14 protein-coding genes and 4 riboswitches are annotated in these 17,329 nt (G+C 74.1%); of the genes, 3 read left to right on the top strand and 11 right to left on the bottom strand.

The window, feature by feature from the left end; genetic code table 11:
• Positions 1 to 7: 7 nt before the first annotated feature.
• Both ACIO5D_RS02385 and ACIO5D_RS02380 read right to left on the bottom strand, forming a co-directional pair.
• Positions 8 to 1,120, bottom strand: a complete 1,113-nt coding sequence (locus tag ACIO5D_RS02385; RefSeq protein ID WP_400793679.1) for a hypothetical protein — start codon at positions 1,118 to 1,120, stop codon at positions 8 to 10.
• The gene (locus ACIO5D_RS02380; RefSeq protein ID WP_400793678.1) at positions 1,117 to 4,029 is read right to left on the bottom strand and encodes a prenyltransferase/squalene oxidase repeat-containing protein; all 2,913 of its coding nucleotides are present in this window, start codon (positions 4,027 to 4,029) and stop codon (positions 1,117 to 1,119) included. Before ACIO5D_RS02380 ends, ACIO5D_RS02385 begins: the two co-directional genes overlap by 4 nt.
• 102 nt (positions 4,030 to 4,131) lie before the next feature.
• Positions 4,132 to 4,271: riboswitch (cobalamin riboswitch) on the bottom strand.
• Between the two features lie 52 nt (positions 4,272 to 4,323).
• Positions 4,324 to 4,448, top strand: a riboswitch (cobalamin riboswitch).
• Between the two features lie 110 nt (positions 4,449 to 4,558).
• On the opposite strand from ACIO5D_RS02380, the gene ACIO5D_RS02375 reads away from it, so the two are divergent.
• A complete protein-coding gene (locus ACIO5D_RS02375) occupies positions 4,559 to 5,974 on the top strand; it encodes a hypothetical protein (RefSeq protein WP_400793677.1) in 1,416 nt (471 codons plus the stop codon).
• On the opposite strand, the gene ACIO5D_RS02370 is transcribed toward ACIO5D_RS02375, so the two are convergent.
• Entirely contained in the window at positions 5,975 to 6,763 is a 789-nt protein-coding gene (locus tag ACIO5D_RS02370) for an adenosylcobinamide amidohydrolase (protein ID WP_400793676.1), read from the bottom strand. It lies immediately after the preceding gene.
• Between the two features lie 188 nt (positions 6,764 to 6,951).
• On the bottom strand, positions 6,952 to 7,845 hold the full coding sequence (folP, locus tag ACIO5D_RS02365) for a dihydropteroate synthase (RefSeq protein WP_400793675.1): 894 nt from the start codon (positions 7,843 to 7,845) through the stop codon (positions 6,952 to 6,954).
• A gap of 184 nt (positions 7,846 to 8,029) precedes the next feature.
• Here folP and metF point away from each other — a divergent pair, with 184 nt between their 5' ends.
• The gene (metF, locus tag ACIO5D_RS02360; RefSeq protein WP_400793673.1) at positions 8,030 to 8,947 is read left to right on the top strand and encodes a methylenetetrahydrofolate reductase [NAD(P)H]; all 918 of its coding nucleotides are present in this window, start codon (positions 8,030 to 8,032) and stop codon (positions 8,945 to 8,947) included.
• 95 nt (positions 8,948 to 9,042) lie between these two features.
• On the opposite strand, the gene ACIO5D_RS02355 is transcribed toward metF, so the two are convergent.
• The 4 genes from ACIO5D_RS02355 to ACIO5D_RS02340 all read right to left on the bottom strand — a co-directional run bounded on the left by ACIO5D_RS02355 (position 9,043) and on the right by ACIO5D_RS02340 (position 13,881).
• Positions 9,043 to 9,312 carry a hypothetical protein gene (locus tag ACIO5D_RS02355; RefSeq protein WP_400655026.1) on the bottom strand — a complete coding sequence of 90 codons (270 nt, stop codon included), beginning with the start codon at positions 9,310 to 9,312 and terminating at the stop codon, positions 9,043 to 9,045.
• A gap of 111 nt (positions 9,313 to 9,423) precedes the next feature.
• A complete protein-coding gene (gene metE / locus ACIO5D_RS02350) occupies positions 9,424 to 11,733 on the bottom strand; it encodes a 5-methyltetrahydropteroyltriglutamate--homocysteine S-methyltransferase (protein ID WP_400793672.1) in 2,310 nt (769 codons plus the stop codon).
• Between the two features lie 136 nt (positions 11,734 to 11,869).
• A riboswitch (cobalamin riboswitch) is annotated at positions 11,870 to 12,095 on the bottom strand.
• Positions 12,096 to 12,174: 79 nt separating this feature from the next.
• Positions 12,175 to 13,071 (bottom strand): ABC transporter substrate-binding protein, encoded by an 897-nt coding sequence (locus ACIO5D_RS02345; protein WP_400793671.1) that lies wholly within the window; start codon positions 13,069 to 13,071, stop codon positions 12,175 to 12,177.
• Between the two features lie 51 nt (positions 13,072 to 13,122).
• Positions 13,123 to 13,881, bottom strand: coding sequence for an SDR family NAD(P)-dependent oxidoreductase (locus ACIO5D_RS02340; protein WP_400655020.1), 759 nt, complete (start codon positions 13,879 to 13,881; stop codon positions 13,123 to 13,125).
• 29 nt (positions 13,882 to 13,910) lie between these two features.
• On the opposite strand from ACIO5D_RS02340, the gene ACIO5D_RS02335 reads away from it, so the two are divergent.
• Complete coding sequence (locus tag ACIO5D_RS02335) at positions 13,911 to 14,423, top strand: nuclear transport factor 2 family protein (RefSeq protein WP_400793669.1); 513 nt, start codon at positions 13,911 to 13,913, stop codon at positions 14,421 to 14,423.
• Between the two features lie 72 nt (positions 14,424 to 14,495).
• Here the strand turns inward: ACIO5D_RS02335 and ACIO5D_RS02330 are convergent, their stop codons facing one another.
• From ACIO5D_RS02330 to mmsB, 3 genes are all read right to left on the bottom strand, one after another.
• Complete coding sequence (locus ACIO5D_RS02330; RefSeq protein WP_400793668.1) at positions 14,496 to 14,981, bottom strand: flagellar hook-length control protein FliK; 486 nt, start codon at positions 14,979 to 14,981, stop codon at positions 14,496 to 14,498.
• A gap of 37 nt (positions 14,982 to 15,018) precedes the next feature.
• Positions 15,019 to 16,098, bottom strand: a complete 1,080-nt coding sequence (locus ACIO5D_RS02325; RefSeq protein ID WP_400793667.1) for a peptidase — start codon at positions 16,096 to 16,098, stop codon at positions 15,019 to 15,021.
• 102 nt (positions 16,099 to 16,200) lie between these two features.
• A riboswitch (cobalamin riboswitch) is annotated at positions 16,201 to 16,340 on the bottom strand.
• A gap of 97 nt (positions 16,341 to 16,437) precedes the next feature.
• The gene (gene mmsB / locus ACIO5D_RS02320) at positions 16,438 to 17,328 is read right to left on the bottom strand and encodes a 3-hydroxyisobutyrate dehydrogenase (RefSeq protein WP_400655060.1); all 891 of its coding nucleotides are present in this window, start codon (positions 17,326 to 17,328) and stop codon (positions 16,438 to 16,440) included.
• Position 17,329: the final 1 nt, after the last annotated feature.

The raw sequence follows: 17,329 nt of genomic DNA, 5'->3' as shown, positions 1-17,329 counted from the left end.
CACGGAATCACTCGGCCCGTCGGCGGCGGCGCGCGGCGATGACGGTGGCGGTGCCGAGGGCGGCCACGAGCACGACTCCGGCGATCACGGGCGCGATCGGGCCCGCGTCGTGCGGGGCGTCGGCGACCGGGGCGGCGTTCACCACGGCCGGACCGCCGGCGTCGGCGGACGGGGCCGGGGTCGCCGGGTCCGTGGACGGCGGTGGTGCGGTGTCGGTGGCCGACGGGGTGTCGGACGGAACCTGGGCAGGGGTCTCGTCGGGCGCGGGCGCGGGCACGGACGCGGCCGGATCGGGTGCGGGGGTGGTCTGCTCGGGCAGCCCGGCCGGCGGGATCGCCGGTTCGGTACGGCCCGTGCCTCCCGGGGTCCCGGCGGCGGGCGGACGTTTCGTGCCGCCGCCACCGGTGCCTCCGGTGCCGCCGGTGACCGAACCGCCGGACGTCCCCCCGGTGCCGCCACCGGTGCCGCCACCGCCGGCGGTGCCGCCACTACCGGAGCCACTGCCGCCGGCCGAACCGGCACCGGCCGGCGGCCTGGGCGGCTCCGGGGTGGCGGCCGCTCCGCCGCCCGGTGCGGTGTTGTGCGCGCGGACGGTGTCGGGCGAGAAGGCGGGACGTCCTTCGGTGCCCTCGATGTTGGTCCCGCCGAAGATCCACAGGTCGACGCTGCCGGGCTTCGGCCGATAGCTCATCGCGCCGAGCTGGCTGTACGACCAGGTGTTCTCGCCCGGGTCCGCGTGCCAGTACGACCAGTAGGCCGTGGCGGGCGGTGTGAGGACGCACTTCTCCTGATCCGGGGTGGGGAACTGCTTGCCACCCTGGTAGCCGCTGTAACCGATCCGGCAGATGAACGCCGGGCCGTCGTGCCCCGTCCCGGTGGTCTTCCAGCCCCCCTGGTTGAGCAGGGTGTAGCCGGTGGTGGGGGTGGTGCCGCAGGAGCGCAGCAGCGGGCCGCCCCACTTGCCGAAGTCGACGGCGAGCACCACGCCGGAGGTGGTGGTGCACTGTTCGATCGGCAGCGGGGCCGCCACCGCCGGGGCAGCCGCCACCCCGAGCCCGCCGAAGGCGAGGGCGAGCGTCGTGGCAACAGTCCCGAGCAGCCGGCCGGTCCGCCGGATCACCGGTGGCGCCCGGGTACGGAGGCCGCGCGGCGGCGGGCGGCGAGGACGGCTGCGGCTCCGGCGCCGACCAGCAGCCCGGCGGCTGCCATCAGGGCCGGTGTGTCCGTCCCGGTGCGGGCGAGGCTGCCGCCGTCGGCCGTGCCGGGCACGCGGTTTCCGGGTACGCCGGGCTGGGCCGGGTATCCGGGGTCGCCCGGGACGGGCCCGCCGGACACACCGGGCGTCCCGGTGTCCGCGGTGGCCGGGGCGGTCGGGGCGGTCGGGGCGGTCGGGGCGGTCGTGGGTGAGCCGGTCGGGGCCGGGGATCCGGTCTCCGTCGGGGAGCCCGTCGGCGTCGAACTCGGCGTCGGACTCGGCGTCGCCGTCGGCGAACCGGTCGGAGTGGGCGTGCTGCCGAGGTCCCGCCGGAGGGTGCCGAAGGAGATTCCGGTGGCGCCGCCCACCGCCTGGGTGGAGGCCCGGACGTCCGAGCCGCGCTGTCCGCTCGTGGCGACGTTGAAGCCGCCGTCGCTGTTCTGCTGGCCGGCGAGGAAGTCCAGCGCCTTGGCGATCGGGCCGGCGTAGGCGCTCTGACGCAGCGTCATCCCCTGGATCGCGAGGGCGGCCGAGTTGGTGGAGTCACCGGCCGCGCCGGGGAAGCCGCCGTCGGCCTCCTGCTTGCCGGCCAGCCAGCCGAGGGCCTTGTCCACGGCCTGGGCGCCGTCGTCCCCGGGAGCGAGGGCGAGGGCCATGGCCGCCATGGCCGTGCTGTCCACGTCGGAGTCCCCGGTGGCGGGGATCAGGCTCGGCCAGGAGCCGTCGGCGTGCTGGAGGCTCTTCAGGTAGGCGACCGGCGCGGCGGCCGGCCCGGTCTCCCCGGCGCGCAGCTGGGCCATGATGCCAAGTGCCTGGGAGAAGACCGAGGTGGCGTAGGTGTAGTTGCCGGGGGCCGCGCAGCCGGTGTCCGGGTTCGTCTGGGCGCAGACCGCCGTGGCGAGGGCGGCGATCAGGTCGTGGCCGCCGAAGGCGCGCGGGTCGCGGCCGGTGATCTCGGCGAGCAGCGCCTCCTTGCCGATCGAGCCGCCGCCGGCGTACTCGGTGCCGATGCCCGTCCAGTCGTTGACGGTTCGGTCGCCGGCGTCCTTGCCCTGCTGGTCCAGGAAGTCGACGATCCTGCGCAGGGCCGCGTCGTCCGCGCCGGTGGCGGCGAGGGCGTAGGCGCCGTCGATGGTGAGGCCGAAGTCGGCGAAGGCCGGGAAGGCCTCGTAGTAGTGACCGTCGATCAGGCGTGCCGGGTCGGTCAGGTAGGCGCTGCCCTTGCCGAGATCGGGGGTCTTCCCGGGGTGCGGGCCGGGCGGCGCGGTCGTGGCCGCGTTCGGGTCGTGCCGGACGCCGGTCGGGTCGGTGCCGGTCAGGGCGAGGATGGCCTGTTCGGTGGCGTCCGGGTCGGACTCGGTGGTCGACTCGTCGGTGCCGAAGCCGCCGTCCTGGCCCTGCCGGGCGGCGAGCCAGGTCCTGGCGGCGGTCTGTCCGGCGCTCCGGCCGGTGGCCTTGAGAGCCTGGACCACGCGGGCGGTGCTGCCGGTGTCGCCGCCCGCGGCGCCAGTGTAGGGGAGGTAGGAGCCGTCGGCCTGCTGGCTCGCGGCCAGTTGGTCGGCGGCCTTCTTCGCCGTCTGCTCGAAGCCGCCGGCCTTGCGCAGGGCGAGAACGGCGAGAGCGGTGCCGGACGGATCGGACTCGCAGTAGTCGCCCGCCACGATCATCGCTCCGGCGATGCCGCCGTCGGCGCACTGGAGCGCCGTGAACCGGGTGAGCGCCGAGGCGGGCGGAGCGACCTCGGCCCGCTGCAGGGCGATGACGCCCAGGGCCTGGACCCAGGGCGAGGCCGCACCGTGGAAGTCCCCGGCGGCGGTGCACTTGCCGTTCTCGCCGGCCGAGGCACAGACGTGGTCGGTGAGCGCGGCGATCAGGTCGCGGCCGCCGAAGGCACGGGGGTTGCCGCCGGTGCTCTCGGCGACCAGGGCCAGCAGCGCGGCGGCCCTGGCGTCGGGCTTGGCGGACGGCCCGTCCGGGAGGAGGAACGCGTCGGTGTGGGCGGCGAGGTAGGCGAGGACCTTGCGCAGGGCCGGGTCCTCCGTCCCGGCGGCGGCGAGGGCGATCGCGGTGAGGGACGTCCGGGGGAGGTCGGGGCCCTCGAAGGCCCAGTTCTCCATGTGGTCGCCGTCGACGAGCCGGCCGGCCAGCCAGGCGGCCGCCGCGACGGGGTCGCCCGCGGCGGGCGACGGGCCGGTCGGGCTCGGGGACGTCGAGGGGGAGATGGACGCCGAGGGGGAGGCGGAGGCCGAGGGGGACGGACCGGCGCCGTTCTCGGCGCGGACGGAGTCCGGGGTGAAGGAGGGTGCCCCGCTGGTGCCGCCGATGTCGGTGCCGCCGTACACCCAGGCCTCGACCTCGCCGGGCTTCGGCTTCTGGGTGGCGGCGCCGAACTGGCTGTAGGACCAGGTCTGCCGACCGGGTTCGGCGATCCAGTACGACCAGTACGCGGTGGCCTGCGGGGTGTTGACGCAGGGCTCCTCGGCGGCTGTCGGGTACTGGGTGCCGCTGTTGAAGGTGCCGTTGCCGAGCCGGCAGATGAACGCCGGGCCGTCGTGCTCGGTGCCGGTGGTGGTGAAGCCGGCGTTGTGCAGCAGGTTCATCCCGGTGGTGGGGTGGGCGTCGCAGCCGCGGACGACCCCGCCGCCCCAGCGGCCGAAGTCGACGGCGACGATCGCGCCGGTGGTGGCGGTGCACTCCTCGATCGGGTCGGCGGCCGCGGTACCGGGGTGGCCGAGCAGGACCGTACCGCCCGCGGCGGCAGCGACGGCGCCGGTGGCCAGCAGGGACGTCAGACCCCGGGCTCTGTGACGTGTGCGCGTGCTGTTGACCCTCACCGGCGACTCCCTGATCGGTCGACGGGGTGTCACGGCGCAGCCGACGGCTCCCCGGCATGGGGACCGTCCCGACCGCGTCGTAGTCCTCGACGACGCAAGTGCTTCTGAACAGGCCCTCGGCGCAGGCAGTCCGGCTCATCCGCCCGGAGGGGCGGATCTACGGTTGCGGGTCAGCGCCGGAGTTGGACCGGCTTCCCCTACTGCCGAGGATGAAAAACGGTTCATCAGACCACGCTTCCGCGTCGGCCGTCAATGAGTCGTCATGTCGCCTTGAACACCTCGCCGGTGGCAGCACCGTGCGGTAGCGTCCCCGGTGGCCGAGCGGGGGAACCTGGTGCGATTCCAGGGCTGACGCGCAACGGTATGGGGCGGTTCCGCCGTCCCGAGCCCGAATGCCCGCCCGGCCACGTACCACCGGCGAAAGCCTGCCCACGCGATCCGGGCGGCGGCCGCTCCGGCCGCCGAACTCCCGAGGGAGCCCTGGGGCCCGGAGCCGGGTCGGCGCCCATCACTCCAAGGAGCCCGCCCCGTGTCATCCCTCCTCTCCTCCTCGCGTGTCTCCTCCGCGGTGGCCGTCCCGATAACGGCCGGCGCCCTGCTGCTCTCCGCCGTCCCCGCCCACGCGACCGCCACCCCGGCCCAGACAGCCACCTCGAAGAGCACCGGCGTCACCTATCTGAAGTCCCTCCAGGCCGCCGACGGCAGCTACGTCACCGGCGGGGGCCTCTCCAACGAGTGGGCGTTCAGCGCGCTGGCGGCCGCCGGCACCGCCGCGGCGGACGTGGCCCCGGGCGGCGACGCCACCAGGAACGCCCGCCTGGTGTACCGCAACCAGCTCGCCGCCACCACCTGGCCGAGCGCCGCGCCCGTCGTCACCGACTACGAGCGGGGCGTCCTCAACGCCTACGCCGCCGGGATCGACCCCGCGCGCGTCGGCCCCGGCCGCAACCTCATCGCGGACGTCGCCGCCTACTGGCAGACCGCCGAGCCCGGTTACTACGGCCCGTCCGCCAACTTCAACGGCACCGTGTTCGGCCTGCTCGCCCTCGGCGGCGCCAGGACGCAGAGCGGTGCCCAGCGGGTGCCGCAGGCCCTGCTCGACGCCTCGGTCACGGCGGTCCGCGCCAACCAGCACAACGACGGGGGCTGGAACTTCGGCAAGGCCGCCGGCGATCCGGCCGCACTCGCCCAGGCCGGTGACATCGACATGACCGGCGCCGCCATGGCCTCGCTGTGCAGCAGCGGCGTGCCCGGCACCGACCCCGCGATCGTCGCCGCCAAGAACTTCCTCAAGGGCAAGCTCGTCGCCTCCGGCGCCTTCAACTCGATGTTCGGCGCCAACACCGACTCCAACGGCTGGGCCGTCTCCGGTCTCAACGCCTGCGGCATCAACCCCCAGGGCGCCGACTTCACCAGCGGCACCGGCAAGACCCCGGTCGACTTCCTGATCTCCCAGCAGTTCAAGCCCGGTGGCGGCTTCAAGTACCTGCCCACCGACACCGCCCCCTCCCCCTACGCCTCCGTCGACGGGCTGCGTGCGGTCGCCGGGGCGGGCTTCACCGCCACCCCGCCCACCCCGACCACCGCCGGGGAGCCGACCTGGGCCACCACCGGTTCCTTCACCGCCGGCACCGCCGCCCGGCTCGCCCTGGTCGTCGACGACGGCACCGGCTCGCCCAGGGTCTGCGCGGTCACCGTCACCCCGACCGGCACCACCACGACGCTCGGCGCCGTCCTCGACGCCGCCGGGGCGGCGACCCCGGGCGGCTGCGTCACCGCCGTCACGCCGTCCTCCGGCAGCGGCACCGTCACCGCCGTCAACGGCACCGCCAACAGCGGGACTTCCAGCTGGAAGGTGAGCATCGACGGCGCCGCCGCCACCGGCGCCGCCCGCAGCACCGTGATCAGCGTCGGCGACACCGTCTCGCTGCGCTTCGGCAGCTGATCACCACGCGCCGGACAGCACAAAGGTCCTGGCGCACTCCGGAGTCGACCGCGCATGGCCGGGCACGGCCCCCCGTGCCCGGCCTGTGCGGTCCCGCTCGGCGCCCAGCGTGACGGCCTCGTGGACGGCGCGGGCTGCCCGGGCGCCCCACCGGGAGCGCGGGCCGCCGAACGGCTCGGGCACCTGGCCCGGACCGGCTCGGCGGACCGCCACGCACACCGCGTCCGACGGCGTCCCGGAACAGTCGTACCCGGCCTCCACCAGCGCCTGGACCTTCGCCTCGGTCGCCGTCGCCAGCAGGTTGACCAGACCGGCGTCCGACACCGCGGCGGGCACCACCAGCAGGATGTTGATCGTGCCCGGGAATCCGGCCCCGGCCTCCGCGGCCGGGTCGGGGGCGGCCGCCCAGGCCGGCACCCCGATCCCCGTCGTCACCACCGCGGTGACCCCGCCGTCGCAGGCCCAGGTGAAGTCGTCCACCCGCGCGGCGGTCATCAGCCCGGCGCCGGGGCCGCTCAGCCCCAGCCCGGTGGCCAGCCCGGCGAGGTGGCGGTCCGGGTCCATCCGGCCGTACCCGGGCCTGACCTGTGCGTTGACCACCCACTCCCGCTCGCCGAGGCCGCCCCCGAGCACCGCGCTGCTGAGCATCCGCCAGCCTGGGCCGGCCCGCCACAGCAGAAGGTGGCGGCACTCACCGTCCTCGAACCGGCAGGACCGCTCGACCTCCACCGCCCCGCCGGTCCGGCCGACCGGTTCGGTGAAGGCCGCCTTCTGCTGCGGGAACGCCATGGAACGGGCCGCCTTCGGGTGAGTTCGGGTGAGTTCGGGTGAGAGTGAGCCGGGCCTGGCTGGGCCGGCGGCGTCACGCGGGCGGGCAGCGCGAGCCGTCCGGCCGACCGGAAACCGGGCGACAAGAGTACCGACCGCCCGGGTGCGCGGCGGCGCCGGGCCCGCGTGCACCGGGCCCGGGCGGCTCGTCACCGGGTCGGCGCACCGGCCCGGACGGGCATGCCGGCGAGCGCCCGGCGCAACGCCGCCTCGACGCGGACCGCGTCCGCACTCGCCGACACGTCATGGACCCGAACCGCCCAGGCACCCTTGGCGGCGGCGAGGGCCGAGACGGCTGCCGTAGCGGCATCGCGCTCCCGGGCGGGCCGGGGCTCGCCGGTCGACGGGTCGGCGAGCAGCGTCCCGAGGAAGCGCTTGCGCGAGGCCGCCACCAGGACGGGACGGCCGAGCCCGGCCCAGGCGTCCAGGCGGGCGAGCAGCGCCCAGTCGTCCTCCCGTCCCTTCGCAAAGCCGAGCCCGGGATCGACGATCAGCTGGGCGGGGTCCACTCCGGCCGACACCATGGCGTCCAGCTGCCGCGCCACCTCACCGACCACCTCGTCGACCACGTCCTCGTAGTCGGCCAGGCCGTCCATCCCGGCGGAGTGCCCGCGCCAGTGCATCACCACGAAGGGAACGCCCGTCCTCGCCGCGACGGACACCATCAGGGCGTCCGCGCGCCCCCCGCTGACATCGTTGATGATCCGCGCGCCGGCCTCCACCGCCGCCTCGGCCACAGCGGCCCGCATCGTGTCCACGCTGACGGTCACTCCCCGCGCCGCCAGCTCCCGGACGACGGGCAGCACGCGGCGCAGTTCCTCCTCCAGGGGCACCCTGGCCGCCCCGGGACGGGTCGACTCACCACCGACGTCCACCACGTCGGCTCCCCCGGCGGCCAGTTCCAGGCCGTGGGCGACCGCCTTGCCGGGATCCAGCCACAGACCACCGTCGGAAAAGGAATCCGGGGTGACATTGACGATGCCCATCACCCCGCAGCGACCCCAGTTCTCCACACCGGTGAGCGAGTACTCGTACGCGTCCATGAGGTCATTGTGCCGTGCCCGGAACCCACTGTCCGCAGCACCCTCGCACAAATTCCGCACCGCACTCCCGAACAGCCGGTCCGAAGCCCGGGAGCTCCCTCCGGAACGGGCGTCCCGGCGGGCCCGCGTATCACTAGGTGGACACCCGCATGGGAATTCCCGGCACCGGTCGATAATATCCCGCATGACTCTCGGAACCCCCAGTACGAGGACCGACCGGGCAGTCCCGATCCGCGAGCTCCTGGCGGCCGGGGAATGCTCCTACTCGTTCGAGTTCATGCCTCCCCGCAGTGCGCGGGCGGAGGCCGGTCTGTGGAATGCGATCCGCAGGCTGGAGGCACTGTCACCCACCTTCGTCTCCGTGACCTACGGCGCGGGTGGATCGACGCGCGGACGCACCGTCGGCATCACCGGGCGGATCGCCCAGGAGACCACGCTGACCCCGGTCGCCCATTTGACCGCGGTGAACCACAGCGTCGCCGAGCTGCGCAACATCCTCGGCCACTACGCTGACCAGGGCGTTCGCAACATCCTCGCCCTCCGGGGCGATCCGCCCGGCAACCCGCTGGGCGACTGGGTGCGCCACCCCGAGGGCGTGACGTACGCGACGGAGCTGGTCGAGCTGATCAAGGAGTCCGGCGAGTTCTGTGTCGGCGTCGCGGCGTTCCCCGAGACGCACCCCCGCTCGCACGACCGCGACAGCGATATCCGGCATTTCGTGGAGAAGTGCCGGGCCGGGGCCGACTACGCGATCACCCAGATGTTCTTCGACGTGGACGGCTATCTCCGGTTCCGCGACCGGGCGGAGAAGGCCGGGTGCACCGTCCCGATCATCCCGGAAATCATGCCGATTACCACGATCCGGTCACTCCGGCGCATTCCCGAGCTCAGCACCGCGATCATTCCTCCGTCATTCGTCGAAAGAATGACCAACGCGCAGGACGACGCCGAGCAGGTCCGCTCCATCGGTATCGACTTCGCCACCGAGATGTGCCGTCGGCTGATTTCCGAGGGCACTCCCGGGCTCCATTTCATGACGATGAACTTCTCCACGGTCACGACGGAGATCTACCAGAATCTCGGCCTGCACAACCGGAACTGACACCGGTGGCCGGTGGCCCCCGCCCGATCCCCGGCGGAGGGCCACCGGCCGCCAGGTCACCGGCCGCCACGTCACCGGTCCGGGCGGCGAGGCGATCACGTCTCCCCTGTCGCCGGAGGGCTCGCGCCGTCCGACGCCGACGACCCGCCCGGAAGCGGCGGTCCCGCAACAGGCGAGGTGTGGGGCTGGGCCGCCGCCAGCCTGGCCAGGGCATGGCCGAGGGCGTGCTGCAGCACCCGGATCCGGGCTCCCTGTGCTCCGACCTGCCGACGGCCGGCCAGCAGGATCGCGTACTCCTTCTCGGGAATGGCGATCATCACCTGCCCGTCAACACGGATGCGACGAGCCTCGAACTTCCTTCCCACCGCTCCCCTCCTGTCGCATCCGGGGAACCGGCCGACAGCCGGTACGGGGTGGGTGCGGGGACGGTCGCCCCCGCACCCACGCCGGCACCGGGGTCGGCCCTTCGGCTCGGGTCAGCCCTTCAGCTCGGCACGGACCAGGCGTGCGGCCTCGACGAGGTGGTCGAGCGAGGCGCGGGTCTCGGGCCAGCCACGGGTCTTCAGGCCGCAGTCGGGGTTGACCCAGAGCCGCTCGGCGGGGATGGCCGCCAGTCCGGCCCTGAGCAGGGCCGCGGCCTCCTCGGTGCTCGGCACCCGGGGCGAGTGGATGTCGTAGACGCCCGGGCCGACCTCACGCGGGTAGCCGGCCTCGGCCAGCTCGTGCGCGACCTGCATGTGCGAACGGGCCGCCTCCAGGGAGATCACGTCGGCGTCGAGATCGTCGATCGCGGTCATGATCGCGCCGAACTCCGCGTAGCACATGTGGGTGTGGATCTGGGTGTCCGCGCGCACCCCGGAGGTGGAGAGCCGGAAGGACTCGGTGGCCCACGCCAGGTAGCCGGGGCGGCCCGCCGCGCGCAGCGGCAGCGTCTCGCGCAGGGCGGGTTCGTCGACCTGGACGACGGCGGCGCCGGCCGCCTCCAGGTCGGTGACCTCGTCGCGCAGGGCGAGGGCGACCTGGCGGGCGGTGTCGGCGAGCGGCTGGTCGTCGCGGACGAAGGACCAGGCGAGCATGGTGACCGGGCCGGTGAGCATGCCCTTCACCGGGCGGTCCGTCAGGTCCTGGGCGTAGCGGAACCAGTCGACGGTCATCGCGTGGGGCCGCGAGACGTCGCCGGCCAGCACCGGCGGGCGGACGTAGCGGGTGCCGTAGGACTGCACCCAGCCGTGCTGGGTGGCCAGGTAGCCGGTGAGCTGTTCGGCGAAGTACTGGACCATGTCGTTGCGTTCGGGCTCGCCGTGGACCAGGACGTCGATCCCGGCCTTCTCCTGGTAGGCGATCACCTCGCGGACCTCGGCGCGCATCCGGTCCTGGTAGGTGCCGTCGTCGATCCGGCCGGCGCGCAGGTCGGCGCGGGCGGTGCGCAGGTCGGCGGTCTGCGGGAAGGAGCCGATGGTGGTGGTCGGCAGCAGCGGCAGGCCGAGGCGGACGCGCTGGGCCCCGGCGCGCTCGGGGTAGGCCTGGGCGCGGCGGGCGTCCTCGGCGGTGGTGGCGGCGACGCGGGCGCGGACGGCGGGGTCGTGGGTGAGCGCGGAGGCCGCGCGGGAGGCCAGGTCGGCCCGGTTGGCGGCGAGTTGGGCCGCCACGGTGTCGGTGCCCTCGCGCAGGCCCCGGGCGAGGGCGGTGATCTCGCCGGTCTTCTGGCGGGCGAAGGCGAGCCAGCGGGCGACCTGCGGGTCGAGGTCGCGCTCGGCGGCGGCGTCCAGCGGGACGTGCAGCAGCGAGCAGGACGGGGCGACGTCCACCCGGTCGGCGAGGCCGAGGAGCGTGCCGAGGACGGAGAGCGACTTCTCCAGGTCGTTGAGCCAGATGTTGCGGCCGTCGACGACGCCGGCGACCAGGCGCTTGCCGGGCAGGCCGCCGGCGGCGGCGAGGTCGTCGAGGTTGGCCGCGCCGGGACCGGTGAAGTCGAGCCCGACGCCCTCGATCGGGGCCTTGGCCAGGACGGGCAGGGCCTCGCCGGCGCGGTCGAAGTAGGTCGCGACCAGCAGCTTGGGCCGGTCGGTGAGCCCGCCGAGCTCCCGGTAGACGCGGGCGGCGGCGGAGAGTTCGGCCGGTGTGCGGTCCTGGACGAGGGCGGGCTCGTCGAGTTGGACCCACTCCGCTCCGGCGGCGCGCAGGTCGGCGAGGAGTTCGGCGTAGACGGGCAGCAGCCGGTCCAGCAGGGTGATCGGCTGGAAGTCCGCGGTGACCCCGGGTGCGGGCTTGGCGAGCAGCAGGTAGGTGAGCGGGCCGACCAGGACCGGGCGGGCGGTGTGGCCGAGGGCGATCGCCTCGCGCAGCTCGCCGACCGGCTTGGCCGGGTTGGCGGCGAAGACCGTGTCCGGTCCCAACTCGGGTACGAGGTAGTGGTAGTTGGTGTCGAACCACTTGGTCATCTCCAGCGGCGCCACCTCCTGGGTGCCGCGGGCCATGGCGAAGTAGCCGTCCAGCGGGTCGGCGTCGACGGCGGCGCGGTGCCGGGCGGGGATCGCGCCGACCGCCACCGTGGTGTCCAGCACATGGTCGTAGAGCGAGAAGTCCCCGGTGGGGACCTCGGTGACACCGGCGTCGGTGAGCCGTCGCCAGGTGTCGCGCCGCAGGTCCGCGGCGGTGGCGTACAGGGCCTCGGCACTGATCCGGCCGGCCCAGTAGCCTTCGATCGCCTTCTTCAGCTCCCGGTTCGGCCCCTGCCTCGGGTAGCCGTACACGGTGGCCTGCGGGGTGGTGGAACTCGTTGACACGGAACTCTCCTTCGCGAGTCGCGCTGCGATCCCGGGAGAGCGCGAGGAGGCGAAGGTACGACAGGGGTGCGCGGCACCAGAATGTGCCCGCCCGCTCCGCCGACCCGCCCTCGAGGTCACCGAGATCACCGCGTGCGGGGTGCACGCGGGCAGTGGCAGGTCTTCGGACTCGCGGGCACGCCGGGCCTGTCGGCCTTCTCCGGCACCTACTGGCCGTCGCTTCCCGGGCCCCATCGGGGTCCAGTGCGTGTGACGGCGGTCGTTCCCACTCACCGCTGCGGGGCAGTCCCGGATTCACACCGGGTTCCCTCTTACGACGCCATGCCTGGAGGACATGACGAACCGACTGCACCGCACAGACTAGGGCCCGCGGGGCCCGCCGTCACCGCCCGTCCGAATGCCGGATGGCCGGATGAGACCGATTCCGGGCAGGTGGCCGCCTCAGCCACGCTGTGACCCGGTCCCGTCGGCGGTCGCGGTGCGGTAGAACTCGGCTGCGGTGACGGTGGCGGGGACGCCGAGTTCGGCGGCGACCGCGGTGATCGCGGTGGCGCCGACGGCGAGGTCGGCTTGGCCGTCGGTGGTGAAATGCGGTGCGATGAACGTCTCGTAGTGGGCTCGGGCTTCGTCCGCGGTGTGCCGACCGAGGAACGTCCGGATGTGGCGCACCGTGGTGTCGGGTTCGTTGTGGATCACCTGCAGGGCACGCCGGTGGGCTCGTACGACGGCCTGGACCGCGGGGTCGTCCGGGTGGAGGTGGGTGGGGTCGACGGCCACGCCTACGGTGGGGATCCTGAAGTGGTCGCCGACCCAGGCCAGCACCTGCCAGCCGTACTCGGCGGCTACCGCTTCCGGTGCCATGGTGCTGCCGACCAGGGCGGCGTCGATCCCGCCCTCGTGCAGCCGGCGCAGGTCCATGCCGTAGTCGCCGGGCGGGCGGACGACGGTGTGGATGTCGCGGTCCGGGTCTAGGCCGGCCCGGCGCAGCACGATCCGGGTGAAGCACCCGGGTGCGGTGTGCGGGGCGTGCACCGCCAGCCGTCGGCCGGCCAGGTCGGCCAGGGAGGTCAGGCCGGGGCGGGCGAGGAACCAGAACAGCGGGCGGTGGGTGTTGACGCTGAGGGCGACCCAGGGGGTGCCGTCGGCCAGTCGGGACAGCAGTGCCCGGCCGAGCCCGATGGTGGCGCCGTGGCGCAGCCGCTCCTCGTCCCACGAGCAGCCGTCGTGCAGCGCGACGTGGACGCCCTCGTCGGCGTAGTAGCCCTGCTGGTCGGCGATGTAGGCGGCCAGTTCCTCGTGCAGGCCCCGCCCGACGTAGGCGAGATCGATCGTGTACATGAACGTTTTTCCTTGATCGTGCCGCCGCCGTGCGCACAGGACGGCGGGGCGTCAGTACATGGACATCCCGCCGTTGACCGCGGCCGTGGTGCCGGTCATGACGGCGCTGTCCTCGCCGGCGTAGAAGGCGACCGCCCGGGCGACGTCGTCCGGGTGTGCCAGGCGGCCCAGGGGGGTGGCGGCCACCTGCCGACGCCTGTGCTCCTCGTCGAGCACATCCGCCGCCATGCGGGTGTCGTCCACCGGGCCGGGCTCGACGACGTTGACCGTGATGCCCAGCGGGCCCAGCTCCTGGGCGAGGTACCGGGCGAACTGCGCCAGTGCGGCCTTGGCCGTGCCCAGTGCGATCATGCCCTCCCGGGGCTGGCGGCTGAGGACGGTGCCGAGATAGACGATGCGTCCCCAGCCCTGTTCGGTCATGGCGGGCAGGACGGCCTTGGTGACCGCGAACGCCGCACGCAGCTCGTCGTCGAGCTTGCCGCCCAGCTCTTCCCACGTCATGTCCTGGAACGGCTTGACCACATACGGGGTGAGCGCGTTGTGCACGAGCACGTCGGTGCCGCCCCATGCCGCCCGGACCTGCTCGATCATGCTCTCGACCGCCGCTGCCTCGCGCACGTCGGCCTGCACGGCCATGGCCTGGCCGCCCGCGGCCTCGATGCCGGCCACGACCTTCCCGGCTGCCGTGCCGCTGTGCAGGTAGTTGACCACCACGCGCATCCCTCGTGCGGCCAGAAGGCGCGCGGTGGCCGCACCGATTCCGCTGCCGGCCCCTGTCACCAATGCCACCCTGCCGGTCGCCCCGGTCATGGGACCACTCCCTGTCTGTCATTGTCATCGTGGGCCGCCGGGATGACCGTCCGGAAACCATGCTCGGCGGCGGGACCGCCGCCGGGGTTACGGTGGTCGGCAAGAGGCCGGCACACCGGATGTGCGCCTCGTCCGACACCGCTGTGATCGGAGGGAACACGATGGGGCACCAGGAGACCCGAGCGGCGCTGGATCGGCACTGGGCAGCGTCCGCCGCGGGGGACCAGGACACCGAGCACGAGATCTACCACGACGACGTCATCGTTGATTATCCCCAGTCGGGTGAGCGCATCCACGGCCGCCACAACCTGCAGGCGCTGCGCTCACACCACCCGGCCAGGCTCGGCTTCACCATCCGCCGGATTCTCGGCAGCGGGGACCTCTGGATCACCGAATACGTGCTCGACTACGACGGAAAACCGGTACCCACCGTCAGCGTGATGGAATTCCGCGATGGAAAGGTCGCCCGCGAGACCCAGTATTTCGCGGATCCGTTCGCTCCGCCCGCCTGGCGTGCCCAATGGGTGGAGCCGGCGCCATGACGGGCCTCCTGGTGCTCCAGCCGGATTTCTCCGTTCCAGCCGGAGCACCGAGGCGGATCGGCCCGGTGGGGATCAGGGCGCGGTGATACCCGGCTGGGCACCGGCACCGAAGGACCAGCCCTCGACGTCCCCGGGGGCCGGGTCGTAGCTTCCGGCGCCCAGCGAGCTGTACGACCACGGGCCGCCGTGCTGGGCGTGCCAGTACGACCAGTAGGCGGTGCCGGTGGGGTTGGTGCAGGTGGCGGGGAGAGCGTTGATCTTGCAGACGAAGCCCGGGTAGCGCGGGTGGAAGGCGTACGGGAAGCCGGCGCCGGTCAGTGCGGCCAGGCCGCTGGCCGGGTCGCCGGGGGCGCAGCCGGTCTCGATTCCGCCGCCGAGCGCGGTGAAGTCGACGACGACGGTCACGCCGGTCGTACCGGTGCAGGCGGTGGCGCTCGCCCGCGGCGCCTGGGCGGCGGAGGCGCCGAGCAGGCCGGCGGTCAGGGCCGCGACGGCGGCGACCGAACCGACGGTGCGGCGGATCCGGCGGGCCGGGGCCGGGGCAGGGGTGCGGGTCATCGAAAGGCTCCTCACGGGATCGGCGGTTTCGGCGGTTTCAGCGGCCGGCCGGTGCCGGGCAGGCCAGGACCGGGGCTGCCGGGCGCGCGCCGTGGGCGGAGAGGGCGGCCAGCGGGGTGCCGGACAGACCCAGGACGGCCTGCGCGGTGGCCCGGGCTCCGTTGGCCTGGCTGAACCCGGACGCGTCGTACGCGACCGCGCCGCGGACGGCGGCGTCGGCGGCGCAGCCCTGCTGGAGCTTGACCAGGCTGCTCCAGCCCTTGAGACCCGCGCCGAGCCGTCCGGTGGACAGCAGGGCCTGGGTGGCCAGTCCGGTGGTGTTGGCGTTGGAGGTGGTCGCGCCGGCTGCGGCGAACCCCCCGTCGGTGTTCTGGTGGGCGGTCAGCCAGCCGAGTCCGGCGTTCGCCTTGGCGGTGCGGCCGGTGGCGGCAAGGGCCTGGACGGCGAGCGCGGTGGCGTCCGGGTCGCCCGCGCAGGTGGTCTGGCCGAAGGCGACGGGGAAGCCGCCGTCCGGGCACTGGCTGCCGGCGAGGAAGTCGACGGCGGCGGCCGGGGCGCCGTCCGGGGTGCGCTGGAGGGCGATCACCGCCAGGGACTGACCGAAGGCGTTGCTGTAGTCGCCCCACTGGGAGCGGTCGGAGAAGCGGCCGCTCGGGGTCTGGAGCGAGCGGAGCCGGGCCGGGAGGTCGACACCGCCGAAGCCGTGGACGTCCTCGCCGCGGACCTCGGCGGCGAGCAGCAGCTTGGCGGTCGCCCCGGCGTACGCCTCGGTGGTGCCGTCGCCGAGGTAGCCGCTGATGATCCCGGGCTGCGCGAGCCAGGCGGTGGCCTTCGCGGCGGCCTGGTCGGAGCTGTGGGAGGCGGCGAAGGCCAGCACGGCGTCGATGGTCAGCCCCTGGTCGGGGTAGGCGGTGCCGTCGAAGACGGTCTCGAAGTGGTCTCCGTCGACGAGTTGGCGGGCGAGCCAGCCGGCCGCGGCGGCGTCGGGACGGACGGTCGCCGAGACCGGGGCCGGAGCCGGGGCCGGGGCCGCCTGGGCGGCGGACGCCGGAAGCACGGCGGTCAGAACGAGCGCGGGTATCGCGAGCAGACCGAGGGAGCGGCGGAGCGTGGGCATGGGACGCCTTTCCGGGCCCGGGCGCACGGGGTCCCCGCCCGGCCGCCGGTGCGGAACCGGGCAGCCCTGGGAACTCCGGCCCGCAGACCACGACGGGAGGAGGGAACACACGCCTCCGCCGACGGGTCCTCGGGCTCGCCGCCGACAGCCGTCGGCGGCCTACCGTTGCGGGTCAGCGCCGGACTCGGACCGGACTTCCCCCAACGGCGGAGTCAGTACATGACGGCTCATCATGTCGGTCGTGCGGAGAAGGGGTCAAGGGCCGGCCACCCGCCGGCCCCGACCCCGACCCCGGCCTCACGGGTCAGAACACCTCCACCAGGACCGGCTCGTGGCCCGTCACTTCGCGCTCTCCCTGATGGTGTTGATGACCGCCGAGAAGTCCAGCCCGGCACCCTGGTCCGCGGCGAACCCGGCGTACAGCTCGGCCGCGTGGGAGCCCAGTTCCACCGGAACACCGGCGGCCTTCGCGGCGTCGGCGGCCAGGCCGAGGTCCTTGGCCATCAGCGCGGCGGCGAAGCCGGGCCGGTAGTCCCGGTTGGCGGGGCTGGCGGGCACCGGACCGGGCACTGGACAGTTGCTGGTGAGCGCCCAGCACTGGCCGGAGGCGGTCGAGACCACGTCGAACAGCGCCTGGTGGCTCAGGCCGAGGTGCTCGCCGAGGACGAAGGCCTCGCTGACGGCGATCATCGAGATCCCGAGGATCATGTTGTTGCAGATCTTCGCGGCCTGCCCGGCGCCGGACGGGCCGCAGTGCACGACCTTGCGGCCCATCGCCTCCAGGACCGGCAGGGCGGCGGCGAAGTCCGCCTCCGCCGCGCCGACCATGAAGGTGAGGCTCGCGGCGCTCGCACCGGTCACACCGCCGGAGACCGGCGCGTCCAGCGCCCGGTGGCCCGCCGCGAGGGCCGCCGCGTGCGCTTCGCGGGCGTCGGCCACGTCGATGGTCGAGCAGTCGACGAACAGGGTTCCGGGCTCGGCCGCGGCCAGCAGTCCGCCGTCCCGGTAGAGGTCGAGGACCTGGCGGCCCGCGGGCAGCATGGTGATCACCAGCTGCGCGTCGGCCACGGCGGCCGGCGCGGAGGCGGCGGCCGGCACGCCGGCCGCCTCGGCGCGGCGCAGGGCGTCGGGGTCGAGGTCGAAGCCGGTCACCCGGTGGCCGGCCCTGACGAGGTTCGCGGCCATCGGGCCGCCCATGTTGCCCAGTCCCACGAAGGCGATCGTGCGGATG

This window comes from Kitasatospora sp. NPDC087315 (assembly GCF_044744345.1).
GTDB lineage: Bacteria > Actinomycetota > Actinomycetes > Streptomycetales > Streptomycetaceae > Kitasatospora.
Note: the sequence above shows the minus strand (reverse complement) of the source record. Positions and strands in the feature narration are given on the sequence as shown.